The organism is Microbacterium sp. A8/3-1, assembly GCF_040267695.1.
Classification (GTDB): domain Bacteria; phylum Actinomycetota; class Actinomycetes; order Actinomycetales; family Microbacteriaceae; genus Microbacterium; species Microbacterium luteolum.
The window spans coordinates 2,315,930-2,328,424 of the sequence record NZ_CP158357.1 but is presented as its reverse complement, the minus strand read 5'-3'; the positions used below and the strand labels follow the sequence as shown (position 1 = coordinate 2,328,424).

At 61.5% G+C, this 12,495-nt stretch carries 9 protein-coding genes and 1 pseudogene; 9 read left to right on the top strand and 1 reads right to left on the bottom strand.

Features of this window, described 5'->3' with window-relative positions; all coding sequences use genetic code 11:
* Positions 1–4: 4 nt before the first annotated feature.
* Genes ABS642_RS11440 through ABS642_RS11430 form a run of 3 tightly spaced genes read left to right on the top strand, consistent with a single transcriptional unit; the run spans position 5 to position 2,515 of the window.
* Positions 5–550 (top strand): hypothetical protein, encoded by a 546-nt coding sequence (locus ABS642_RS11440; RefSeq protein WP_350350152.1) that lies wholly within the window; start codon positions 5–7, stop codon positions 548–550.
* Positions 540–1,661 carry a hypothetical protein gene (locus tag ABS642_RS11435; protein WP_350350151.1) on the top strand — a complete coding sequence of 374 codons (1,122 nt, stop codon included), beginning with the start codon at positions 540–542 and terminating at the stop codon, positions 1,659–1,661. Before ABS642_RS11440 ends, ABS642_RS11435 begins: the two co-directional genes overlap by 11 nt.
* Complete coding sequence (locus tag ABS642_RS11430) at positions 1,658–2,515, top strand: NAD(P)-binding domain-containing protein (RefSeq protein ID WP_350350150.1); 858 nt, start codon at positions 1,658–1,660, stop codon at positions 2,513–2,515. The genes ABS642_RS11435 and ABS642_RS11430 overlap by 4 nt, the downstream gene beginning before the upstream one ends.
* On the opposite strand, the gene ABS642_RS11425 is transcribed toward ABS642_RS11430, so the two are convergent.
* The gene (locus ABS642_RS11425; protein WP_350350149.1) at positions 2,512–3,699 is read right to left on the bottom strand and encodes an aminotransferase class I/II-fold pyridoxal phosphate-dependent enzyme; all 1,188 of its coding nucleotides are present in this window, start codon (positions 3,697–3,699) and stop codon (positions 2,512–2,514) included. The genes ABS642_RS11430 and ABS642_RS11425 overlap by 4 nt on opposite strands.
* 876 nt (positions 3,700–4,575) lie before the next feature.
* Between ABS642_RS11425 and ABS642_RS11420 the strand changes: the two genes are divergently transcribed.
* The 6 genes and pseudogenes from ABS642_RS11420 (at position 4,576) to ABS642_RS11395 (ending at position 12,227) form a co-directional block, all read left to right on the top strand.
* Positions 4,576–6,855: a tetratricopeptide repeat protein gene (locus ABS642_RS11420; RefSeq protein ID WP_350353429.1), complete on the top strand. Its 2,280-nt coding sequence runs from the start codon at positions 4,576–4,578 to the stop codon at positions 6,853–6,855.
* Positions 6,856–7,326: 471 nt separating this feature from the next.
* Complete coding sequence (locus ABS642_RS11415; RefSeq protein WP_045278962.1) at positions 7,327–7,725, top strand: hypothetical protein; 399 nt, start codon at positions 7,327–7,329, stop codon at positions 7,723–7,725.
* Positions 7,725–9,131, top strand: a complete 1,407-nt coding sequence (locus ABS642_RS11410; RefSeq protein WP_350350148.1) for an FtsK/SpoIIIE domain-containing protein — start codon at positions 7,725–7,727, stop codon at positions 9,129–9,131. Before ABS642_RS11415 ends, ABS642_RS11410 begins: the two co-directional genes overlap by 1 nt.
* 397 nt (positions 9,132–9,528) lie before the next feature.
* On the top strand, positions 9,529–10,890 hold the full coding sequence (locus ABS642_RS11405) for a replication initiator (RefSeq protein WP_350350147.1): 1,362 nt from the start codon (positions 9,529–9,531) through the stop codon (positions 10,888–10,890).
* Positions 10,891–11,078: 188 nt separating this feature from the next.
* Positions 11,079–11,432: pseudogene (locus ABS642_RS11400) on the top strand (hypothetical protein); the annotation flags it as partial.
* Positions 11,433–11,666: 234 nt separating this feature from the next.
* Complete coding sequence (locus ABS642_RS11395; RefSeq protein WP_350353428.1) at positions 11,667–12,227, top strand: site-specific integrase; 561 nt, start codon at positions 11,667–11,669, stop codon at positions 12,225–12,227.
* Positions 12,228–12,495 lie beyond the last annotated feature (268 nt).

Below are 12,495 nucleotides of genomic sequence, written 5' to 3'. Positions count from 1 at the left end.
GGGGATGCGAATCCACGTGCTCGGTCCGGCCGGCACCGATTCCGAACGCGCCGCAAGACATTGGCGTCAGCCCTCGAAGACCCCGGCCCTCATCGAGTTCTGGCCGTCGTATACAGAGCTCTTCCGATCCCTGGCGGACTTCGCGGGTGACCACATTGTGATGCCCGCAGGGTACGTCGACCGCGCTGAGGAGACGAGCTGGGTCGATCTTCACTTCGGTGCGTACGGACGATTGACACTCGAGGAGGTCTTCGCGTTGCCGACGATGACGATGGCCATTCTCGAACAGGAGCGCTTCGCGTGCGAGTCGATTGCACTTCAGCCAGCGACGGAAGGCCTTTTACAGGCGAGCGATCAGTTTTCCGGCGACTGCCCGCGCGTCTACGTGCCTAGCAAGCCCATCGCTCTTACACGAATGCTGGAGGACAAGTTGCACTATTGCCTAACGACACTTCCAAAGTGGTCGCCCGACGAATGGCGCGATCTCGGCGTCGCGGTGAAGGATACGTTCAGTCCGACGATGGTGTGGTGCGTGTACCGTGTCCGCTGACGTCGACGACTTCGGTTTCCTCGAAGCCTGGGCGCGGGCGGCGGGGGTGAACGTGCACTCCCCGCCGTCGGTCGAGAATGAGGGGTGGTTCCTCGGCTCCGCGCTCCAACTGTTCGACCTCGACAACCTGGACGTTCCCAACGGCTCGGGCGGGTTCGTGGACACCATTTGGACGCGTCATCTGCGGGTGCCCCCGCCCAATCTGTACTGGGAGATCCATCACGAGTTGTTCCACCTGATCTGGACCTCGGGGTCGTTCGCAGTCGGTCAGGTCGCATCCCTTGTGGACCAGCTGTCGGCGATGCTCGATATCTCTAGGGCGGACATGGTGCTTTTCACAGAGTCGGAGGGCCTGTCGAGGGCTGTCGGCGGAGTCCGCACCCTCCCGGGCAGCCTCCCGTTCGCTATTGGTGGGCAACCAGTCGGGAAGTACTCGAAGCTTTTTGCGCGCTCGAGCGAGGGCATCTTCCCTGCCGCAGACGTTGTCGAGTTCTCATGGAGAGGTCGGGTGGTGACGGAGGTGCATCTGAATCTCGCGCATCTCGCTGTTGCTGCCGGTCGAGTGCCGACCATCTACTCGATGCCTTCCAAACGCGCTGTCTTCGACGCGCTCGATCTGCCGCATTCGCCGCCAGCGTTGATGCGTAGTTGGCGAACTCTTCGCATGATCGCCCTCGTTGACGCGCTCCGTCACGCCTCTCAGAGTGGCGTGACGTTCTCAGCGACGAAGGCGGGACACACCTTCAAGCAGCTGGCGAAGTTTCTCGCATACGACTTGATCGTTACCCGTCGAGTTGAGAGGGTCGCCGATCTTGATCTTCCGCCCGATGTGCTCCAGTTCGTCTGTGTCGAGATTGCCCGCACGCAGGATCTTGACGTGGTTCACGCGGCCTCGCTCGATCCAGACTTTCGGAGGGGCACTCTCGGCGTATCGGACGACCAGCTGCAGGTGGCGGACGGCTCGGCCGTCGACGCACCTCTGGCGCCGCCCGCGGATGGTGCGCGGTATTTCACTGACCTTCCGTTGCTCGGCCCGCTTCAGGACGATGCACTCGCAGCAGAGTTCTCACGGATCACGCTCGGAAAGTCCAAGGAAAGGTCGAAAGGATGAAGATCCTCGTTCTGGGTAGCGGTGTGATGGCCGCGGGAATTGCTGGCCAACTCGCCAAGCACCACGACATCACGATGCTGAGCAGACACCTTGATCCAGCTGTTGAGGATTTCCGGGTAGCGGCAACGCTCGAAGACGCGACTTCCGAGTGCTACGCGGCGGTCCTCAGTTGCGTTGCAGATGACCAGCGCAGTCGAGCTCTCTGGCTAGATGAGCGCATGGAAGCACTTATCCGCAGGGATCGACCGGTAGTGGCGGAGCTCTCTACTCTCAGCTTGAGTTGGATAGAGGAGTGGCATCAGCGTATGGATGCGCTTGAGGTTGTCGCTGTTGAGTCGCCAGTCACCGGAAGCCGTTCGGGCGCGGAAGCGGGAACCCTGAGCTCGTTCCGCTTCTCAAAGGCTAGAAGTCACATCGTTGATGAGATCTTCGCGGTGTTCACGGACCATATCTATGAGTTCTCCGCGCCCGGGAATCCAACGAGGTTCAAGTTGATCTACAACTCGTGGGGTGCGGCGATTCTTGCAACTCTCGGACCACATGCCGAGCTGCTGTCCACGCATCTGCACGAAGACTTCGACTTAGCGTCGACGATCGTCCAGTCGGACGGCTGGATGGCGCCCGTGGTCAATTCGAAATGGGCGAGATACCGCGACAGAGATTTTGACAACCCAGACTTCCGACTCTCTCACATGGTCAAAGACCTCAACTACTTGAGGCCGATTCTCCGCGAGACCGATGTCCATGCTCACCAGGTGCGCATGGAGTACGAGGCATCGCTCACTCCGGAAACGTCCAACCTGGATTTCGCCGTCGTCAGTCGTTATAGGCCCAACGCCGAGACTGCGCCTTAAGAAGTCAGACCCGACAATCGGGCAAGCCGGTCGAGGATAGCAGTGAGGGTGTCTCGATGTGCTCCAAGGTTCAGCCGCGCGTAATTCTCGAATCCCGCTCCCATGTCGGAACCGTGAGAGAGAGCAACCCCCACGTGTGCAAGCTCTGAAGGATCTGCCGAGACTTGGCTGAGATCGAGCCACTCAAAGTAGGTACCTTTTGGCGTCGCTGCCCGAAGCCCCGGGTGGATCGCTTCTAGTGAACGTTGTGCCGTGACGCGGTTCGCGGAGATATACGCATTGAACCCCCGAAGCCATTCGGGATCGGACTCATACGCAGCCATCGCTGCCACGACGCCAAGGGGACTAGCCATGTTGCTGATGCGTCCTCCGAGCCGGCCCCAGCCCTTCAGATCGGAGTCGTTGGTCAGAACCATTTGCGCTGCTTTTAGCCCTGCCGTATTCCACGCCTTGGAAGTCGCTATCGCGCTGATCGTATGTCGTGCAGCGACGAGACTTGTCCCGGCGTATGGGTGCGGCGTCTGCTCAGCGATCGGTGCATGGATCAGGTCGCTAAATACTCGCCCATGGTTGGCATCGACCACCGAGGCGATGTCGAGTTGTTCCTCTACGGTGAGGATCGTTCCTGTGGGGTTGTGCGGGTCGCAGAGAACCAGCAATTTGCCACCCTCGTTGAATGCGCGTTGGAGTTCGGGTGGCGTCAGGACCCACCGGCCGTCTTGATTCTCAAGAGGAACCTCAACTACACCAATACCTCGTCGCTTGGCAATGACGAGGAACGGATAGTACGTCGGCGTCGGTACGATCACCTTGCTTCCGCCGTCGAGGTAGAAATCCAACGCGAACTCGAATGCCGCGAGCACGTCGGGGATGGTCTTCACTTGCTCGCTTCTCACATCCCATCCGAGATTCTCAGCCACCCAACGGACCGTTGCCCATGCGACGCCATCTCGCAGGGAGTCGGAGACGTAACCGAATTGTTCTCGGCGGACGGCATGCGCGAGCGCCTCTTGAACCTCGGGGGCGGTCGGAAAGTCGGTTTCGGCGACCCACGCGGGCAAACGCTCGGGATAGGTGGACCACTTCAGCGAGGCACGGCTTGAGAGTTCGTCGAAGCTGAACTCGCCTGGAGAGAACCTGCTGATGTCTTGATCCTTGGTCGAAGGGTTGGATCCTGCGGGCATCGCTAGTTGACGCGAACGCGTTTCCTTCCGTCGGGTGTCATACTACCGATGGTTTGAGCAGGCGGCGTCTTGCCGGGGGCGAGGGTAGTGAGGCACGCCGTGCCTGGAGGCCGCTTGCCAACCGAAACTATCGCTCTGTGCGCACCTCGCGGACCGTCCGAGGCTCGCACGTGCGCAAGTGGCCTCTGCGGCGCACTCTCCGCTATTCGCTGAGACCTGTTGCGGCTGGCGCGCTTGCGTAAGCCCACGAAATCTGCGCGGACCGCGCGAAAACTATTGAGCCGCTGTGCGGAGCAGCCGCTCGACGGTATTCCTGGCTCGAACGGTGCGGGAACCACGACGTCTCGACCTTCGGTTGGACTCTAAGGGGAAGCGGGTCCCGTTGTTCACCGCTACCTCACCGTTGCGTGCGGGTCACGATAGTCAGTTGGATGCACCGGATAGCTAGTCTCATGTAGTGCTCGTTTCTCGCAAGTCTCCTCGGAAGTTGTGATGGTTGCTCGCAGCTGGATGAGGGGTTTCACTGGAGCTACCGGCACAGAACCGGCGCGTGCAAAGCCCCGCGCCTATGAGGAGACGCAGCTGGGGTGAGGCTGCTTAGATTGCCGCATGGACAGCATTGTTGCAGCGATCGCGGCGGGGGTCTCCGTGACAGCCTTCTTAGTCGGCTTTAGTTCGATCCGGCTGAGAGCGGAGAGAGACCGCGCTGTCAACCGAACGGACGTCGCCTTTTCGGAACTCACTCGCGCATCCCGGACTGGCGCTGTAGTGAGTGACGCTGATGTTGCGGCAGCCGCTGCAGGGTTGCGGGAAGCTGAGACCCGAGACCCAATCGGCCGGTGGACTGTCGGCACGACTGTAGGTCTCGGCGTGATCATGATCGTAATTGCCGTCATAGCGGGTATCCGCGCGGGGTTAGCTTTCTCGCTCAATCCGTTGGACTGGACGGCTGAATCCGCCAGTCTTGTGCTCCTCGTCGGAGCGAATGCAGCGATCGTTGCTCTAGGCGCCGCGGACTATCGGTGGGTCTCGCTGGATCTCGTTAAGCGGCTTGAGGGGAGCCCGCTATCGAAGGCCACTCAAGCAATTGAGATGCTCCATGAGAAGAACTGGGGCGGGGCGGCGGAGATAGCTGACGAGCTTGCTAGAAACCTCCCCTCCTGGCCCTGGATACGCGCATTTCATGCGCACGTATCAGCTGCTGCGGGAGAGCTCGATTCGGCGCTTCTACAAATTGAAGCGGCCCGGCGACTGGAGCCTTCGAGCCCGTGGTGGCAACTATCGCACACGGAATTGCTGCTGGAGTTGGATCGCTACGCAGACGCGCTGGCATTGGTTGAGGGCGTTGACCCGTCGACGGTGGGGCGTGCTCCACTTTCGAGCCTCCGAGGCGCTGCTCTCTATGGTCTTGGACGTCGAGAAGAAGCGATTCTGGCTTTCACCTCCGCAGTGGAACTGGAGCCTGGAGAAGCAGCGCACAGAATCCGGCGAGGTCGCGCGATCGTAGACGTATCCAATCGCGCCTCGACAGCTGAACCAACCAGTGCGCTGCTCGAGATCGTGCTTGACGACGGTGAGCGCGTCGCGGTGCAAACCGTCGTACGAGCTGGGCGCAACAGCCTTCGCGCGCGCGACGTCGAGCAGGCCATAGAGGACTTCACATTTGCGCTCGACCGTGAGGCAGATGTCGACACACTCTTCTTGAGGGCGTTCGCCCGCTATAGGGCTGGTCAAAGGGAGCTTGCCGAGGAGGACTTCGAGGCTGCGCGCAACTTGGGCGCGCGACCTGAGGATATTCACACTGAACGGGCTACCGCTCTGGCGTCCGTTGGAAGTATGAAGGCCTCTCAGGATGAGTTGACCGCTGCCTTGGTGATCCGCCCCTCAGGTGATCGTCACTATCGACGCGCGATGATACGTCTAAGAAGCAACCAGAATGCTCCCGCGTTGGAGGACTTTGAGCAAGCCTTGGTCCGAGATCCTGGCAATGTTGATGCGAAGGCTCACCGCGCGGAGGCGCTGGCACGGCTGGGCCGCTACGACGACGCGGAGACCGCCTTCGGGGAAGCAGCCGCTACGGGCGAGCATGTGGCCCATACGTACGAGGTTTGGTTGAAATCGCTCCTCGCAACAGGTCGAGAAGGCGATGCGGAGGGTGTAGTGGTGCGAGCGCTTCACGAGCGACTGAGCGAAGAGTCGAGATCGCGGCTTCTCGCGGTAGCGGGAACGATTTACGCAAGGTTGAAGCTCTTCAATCGCGCGCTCGATGTGCTTAACGAAGCGGAATCGCTAACCCCGAATTCTCCGAACATCGCCTATCGGCGTGCAACTTGCTATCTCGACATGGGCGACGTGAGTGCGGCCCTAGAGGCCATAGAACCCGCGATCCGAGAACACTGGTCGCTACGGGTTGCGGCGCTCGCCACTCGATCCTCGATCTTTCGGATGCAAAAAGACTCCGCATCAGCGCTCGCTGACATCACGAGTGCCATCCATCTTCAGCCCGAGGAACCGCGGCTTCTCGTATCGCGCGCGTGTCTGAACATGGAAGATGGTCGACTAACAATCGCACTGCAAGATCTCGATCGCGCACTTGCACTAAGAGCTAGCCATCCGGCCGCGCTCTCGCACCGAATCCGAGCTCGGGCCCAACTCGGCGACGCCGACGGTGCTCTGGAAGATCTGAAGCTGTTTGAATCCCTTGATCCGAACGAGACAGCGCTTCTGCACGCGCAGGATTCATACTGGAGCGGTTTGAGTGATTGGAATGAGGTCGTCAAGGTACGGCGACGCTTGTTGAATCTGAATCCCGGCGACCCCTCCCGCACGTGGAATCTCGCGGCGGCGTACGTGAATCTGGATCAGCCTGCGGAGGCAGAGATATTGTTCGGTGCACTCCGCAAGGAAGGAAGCTCGCCGGTGCAGGCAGACCTTAGTCATGCAGTCGCAATCAGCATGCAAGGGCGATCTGATGAAGCCCAAGCGCTGTTTGCCGAGGCTCGCAAGATGCACGCGGAAGATGCCGATCGATGGATGGAGAGTTCGTTGCGGCGCGACCTGTTGCCGCGATATGACCAGGTGATTGACGACTGGGAGGCAACGGAAGCTTCACATCGCGAGTCAGGCGAGCCGCCTTCTTCTGAGCGCGATTTCTAGACCACCGAGGGTGCAGCACACGTTCGCCGCGTCGAGGAACGCCCGGACCGCAGCGAAGCGAGGACCGGACGTACCGGAGTGCGGCGAACGTGTGCCCGGCCGCTAGGCCAGCCTTGAATGAGTAAAGAAAGTTCTCACAGTTCGGTTGTCGCAGGCCGAAGGGCGTCACCCCGGGCAGGCTGTTGGCTGAGATCGGGGTGATGCGTACCGCGAGTCACCGTGGGGAGGATCGTCTGGCGTCGAGTCCTGGCTTTTAGAGGGGGTTGACTATCGCGAAATTTCGAGATTCCCCGCCGGCGCTTTCTTAGCATCCGACCTGGAGTTTTTCTGCCATCCGCGTTCGAGAAGCCCTGCTTCTGGTCTTTTCGGCGGCCGCTTGGATGCCAGAAGGGTTCCAAGTGTGTCGGGGTGTCTTCGCAGTCTTGAGCTGTACCCGCAGTTGCGGGAACACAACTCAAACAGGAGGACACCATGGCAATCCAGACATCCATCCCAGTCAACTTCGAGGCGTACTTCCCGCGCGGGGCCTTCATGGTCGGCGAGGTCGAGCCGGTCGTGAAGTGGTCGGATGACGGACAGCGCCAGGGCCAGGATCTCGACAAGAACACCGGTCACCCTCTATGGCAGGTTCGCGTAATCGATGCCGATCCCGACGCTCGCAAGGGGCAGAACGAGGTCACCGTCAAGCTCGCGAGCATCGCCGAGCCAACTGCGCCGCCTGAGGCCAACGGCCTCCCGTTCCGCCCGGTTTTCTTTGAGGGGCTGTCTGTCACTCCGTACGTCAAGGAGACCGGTGGCCGCCCTCGTGTGGCGTACTCACTCCGCGCAGCAGAGATGAAGCCCGCTCCGAAGTCTCGCGGCGGTGAGTGATGGCCTATCCGCGCTCCGTTCTCCGCCAGTACTGGGCAGGAGAGATGCCCCGGCTGTGGCGCATTGGTCGGTGGGCGCTCGGAATCACGTTGATTCTGATGCCGTTCGGTTTCTCCCTCCAAACCCCGCGAAACGTGATCGCGCTCCTGATTGTCGCCATGATCGTCATCGTCGTCGGACGGCGGTTGCTGGCTGGTCGCGACATGCATGCAGTCCTGCTGCGTCGGTGGCAGAAGCAGATGTCCCTGCATGTGCAGGCAGCCTGGCCGGCTCTCGCGCACACGCTGCGCTTGCAGGTCCGAACCGTTGATGGGCGAACGATCTTCGCCGGGCTTGGGACTCCTCGTTGGGAAGGGATGACCCTGGTTGCATCGGTCTCTCTTCCCCAGGGGCTCGTACGTGAGGAACTTGTGTCCGCCAGTGACCGAATTGCGCAGGCCTTCTCCGCGATCCGAGCCTCCGTGCACGGACAGCAGATCAGTGCTCTCCAGTTGCACCTGGAATTTGTCGACGCGCTCGGGCAACCTTTCACCTCGCCTCTAGGCAGCAGCTGGGACGGGCGGTCAGTCGCGATGGGGATCGCCGACGGTGGGCATGAGTGGCGGTTGCGGGTGGGGCCGCACACTCTCGTGGCTGGCTCTTCTGGCAGCGGCAAGGCATCGCTCGTTTGGGGGCTTCTCGTGGGTCTCGTGAGGCCGATCCACGACGGCACGGTTCAGGTGTGGGGGATCGATCGAAAGGGTGGCATGGAGCTTGCGATGGGGCGTGCGCTGCTCACTCGATTCGCTGACGATGCCGCCCTCGCCGTCGCTTTGCTCGAAGACGCGGTGTCGCGCATGCAGGCCAGAGCGCGAGAGCTGGCAGGCCTCACGCGTCAGCACGTCGCGAGTGTTGAGAGCCCGTTGGTAATCATCCTGATCGACGAACTCGCAGCGCTCACCGCGTATGAGACGGACCGCGACCTTCTGCGTCGAGCCAACGCCGCATTGGCAACTCTCGCGTCTCAAGGTCGAGCAGTCGGCTTCGTCGTCTTCGCGTGCTTGCAGGATCCCCGCAAGGAGACGCTGCCCGCGCGAGGACTGTTCACCCAAACGATCGGACTTCGCCTTCGTGGCCGAACAGAGACAGCGATGGTCCTGGGTGACGGTGCGATCGAGGGCGGTGCGCGGTGCCATGAGATCTCGCCAAGTACGCCGGGTGTCGCCTACATCGTGCCCGAGGACGGGACCCCACCAATGCGTGTTCGTGCCGCACACGTCCCAGACGAGCAGATCCGTGATGCGGCGCGGTCGTACTTCGCGCCTAGTCAGATCCCGATCGTCATTCCAGAAGCTCCGCGCGAGCCTAAGCGCGCACCCAGGGCGAGGCAGCCGCGTCGTTCGTCAGACACTCAGGAGGAATCATGAATATTCAGCACTCGGCCATCGCAATCCTTGGCCTACTGGCCATCGTTACTGCGTCAGGGTGCACGTCAGATAGGGCTCCGGAAACGGTGGACAGCTCCGCAAACGCTGAATTGAGCGCTTGGTCTGCGCCCTGCAATATCAGGGTTGAGCGCGAACGGAGCGGTCCTGGTTGGACGGCGGTCTACGACCTTCCCACCCTGGCAAAGCAGACTGACCTCGATCTGTACGGGGGAACCGTTGCCAACGACGCATGCACTGACGCGCAGATCCTTCGATGGCAGGACGTACGGCGACAGTCCGGCCAGAATGACGCCATCTGCCGGGTGATCTGGAGCCCTGACCCTGACGGTGTGATTCGGGACTTGGGGTGTGCAGTTCCTGTGGTGGTGGTTGAGCGATGAACCTTGGAGTTTCAGTTGCTCGGCGTCTAAGAAGCCCGGAGTTCGATCAGTGGCTCCAGGGTGCTTATCGCACCGGCTACTGCTCGAACCCGGTGAGGCTGTCGGGCGAGTCCATAACGCTGGCGGGGAAGAGCGGCGAGGTTCTCGCTCAGTTTTCCTCGGCTGCGCAACCTGACGGCCTCACTTATGTGCGCTGTGGAAATCGGCGCGCTCGTCGATGTGCCTCCTGCAGCCACGAGTACAAGGGTGATACCTGGCACATGATCATGGCCGGTGCGGCTGGCGGGATGAAGGGTGTGCCGGAGACTATCTCGGCGCACCCAATGGTGTTCCTCACTCTTACGGCGCCATCGTTCGGGGCCGTGCACACGCTCGGACGGACTCGGAGAAGTGGTGTTTGTGCCCATGGCAAGGTGCGAGCTTGCGAGTGCGATCACGCGGCCGATGACCCCATGTTGGGGGAGCCCGTCTGCGTGGACTGTTACGACTATGCGGGTCATATCGCGTGGCAGTTTCATGCGCCCGAACTCTGGCGGCGCTTCACAATCCTGCTGCGTCGTCGGCTTGCGCGTGAGCTCGGGATGACGAACCGCGCCGCTTCCGAGATCGTGCGCTTGCAGTTCGCGAAGGTCGCGGAGTTCCAGCGACGTGGTGCGGTTCACTTTCATGCGATCGTGCGTCTGGACGGCGTAGATGATCTTGAGCCTTTCCCCGCGCCGCCACTCGGGGTGACGGAGTCCGTGCTTGTGAAGGCAATTCGCGGCGCGGCTCGTGATGTCGTGCTCACGGCGCTCCGTGTGCCCGGTGAGGCGGAAGAAAGGGTGCTGCGTTGGGGTACGCAGATGGACGTGCAAGCAATCGTTCAGCGCGAAGGGCTCGATGGGAGCTTGTCCGATCGAGCGGTTGCTGCCTACATCGCCAAGTACGCGACGAAGGCAACGGAGGACATCGGAGGTACCGGAAGGCGCGTGCACCTTGATCGGCTCAAGGCGGTGGCATCCCAAATCGCCGAAGGTGCGGACTCGGAGAGTGCATATGTGCTCCTCGGCAAGTGGGCGCACATGCTCGGGTTTCGTGGGCACTTCTCCACAAAGTCTCGCCGCTACTCCGTGACCCTCGGATCGCTTCGCGGGGCACGACGGCAGTGGCGATTGGAACGGTTGCTCGAGCGAGCAGGCGCTGAGGATCACCTGCATTCAGAGGAAGCGCGCGTCATTGGCTCATGGAGCTTCGCGGGCATGGGTTGGCGATCCGATGGAGATCGAGCCCTCGCGCTCGAGGCGTCGCGTGCGGTGCGCGATTGGCGTGACAACCGACGAGAACGGCTTATTCAACGAGAAGGGAACGAAGATGCGTGAGGGGCTGGAATTGGAAGATGGGCAGATCGGAACGGACACGCTCGCAGATGAGTACTTGACCCGTCGTGAAGTTGCAGCCCGATGCCGAGTGCCTCTGTCGACTTTCGACTCATTGCGTCGTCAAGCGCGTGTGCCCTTCCCCGACGCCCGCATGGGCAAGCACATGCTCTGGAAGGCGTCGACGATCGATGTGTTTCTCGCAGGGGGTGGCACTGGTGTCTCCCGCTAACGGTCGGTTGGATCCGAAGACGGGACGTCCGCTGCCGGATGGTATTCGATACCGGGCTGATCGGAACAAGTATCAAGTGCGTGTTTGGGCTGTCGGCCTCGGCGGAGAGGTGAGGGAGCGTAGCTTTCTCGTCGGATCTCTAGCGGAAGCGAAGCGGCTTCGCGCGGAAGTGCAATCGAGCGCTCGACCCGATGGTGCCATGACCCTTGATGCCTGGCACTCTCGGTATTGGTCGACCATCGACGCGGGCGTGCGACCTGCGACAGCGCGGGCCTACGACGTCGCGTGGCGTAAGCGCGTGCAGCCGTGGCTTGGGCACCGAAAGATCGAAACGATCACAGTCGGTGATATCGAGCGAGCAGTCAATGGTTGGGAAGGGTCCGCTTCGACCCGAAATGACGCGTTGTCGATACTCAGCCGTCTGCTGGACGGTGCGGCACGCGCGCATGTAATCGCGGGCAACTCGGCTCGGCTTGTGCGTCGGCCTCGCGACGAGCGTGCTCAAAGTGTGCGATCGCGAGCTCTCTCAGTGTCTGAGGTTCGGATCATGCTCGATGCTGTGGAAGCTGGACCGTATCGCGCCTATCTCGCGGCCCTCGTGTACACAGGGATGCGAGCGGGAGAAGCCAGCGCTCTTCGCGTCGAGGATATCGACGTCACCGGACGAGTGATCCACGTACGCCGCAACTTCTCGATGGGGCGCTCGGGGACGATGATCGAGCAAAGTCCGAAGAGTCACAAGGAGCGGACCGTACCCCTGCCTCAGGCGCTACTCCTGTATGTGGAGGATGCCATCAAAGGCAAGCGCCGAGGCGACCTGGCGTTCTCGGGACCACGAGGTGGAGCGCTCAACCCGTCGAACGTGCGTCGAGCCGTGGATTGGGATGCCCTGCGGCGGAAGCTAGATCGCCCGGATCTGCGTATTCACGATCTCCGCCACACCTTGGCAACCCTGCTGTTTGACGCAGGAGCCTCAGCGAACGATGTGCAGTCAATTCTGGGGCACTCCTCGCTGCAGGTCACCGAACGCTACAGCCGGGCGCGGGCGGACGTGGCGCTTCGAGCGAATGCGGCACTGGACTCACTCACCTGGACGGAGGAATCATGAGCGTTGTTTGGCAGCGGTTCAAGGAAAGGACGGGACTCGCGCTGCGGGCGGATCGCCTTCCGCACACCGTATGGGGATCGAACTTGCGAGCGTTTCTCCCGCGATCCAGATGGCAGGACCTCAGCCGCCGTACCGCCGAGCGTGCGGACCAGGAGTGCGAGGTGTGTGGGCGCGGCCAAGAGGGCGGATCTGGCCTCGAATGCAACGAGATGTGGGAATTTCTTGAGGCGGAAGGTGTGCACGTTCAGCGCTTGGTGGGGGTCATTGC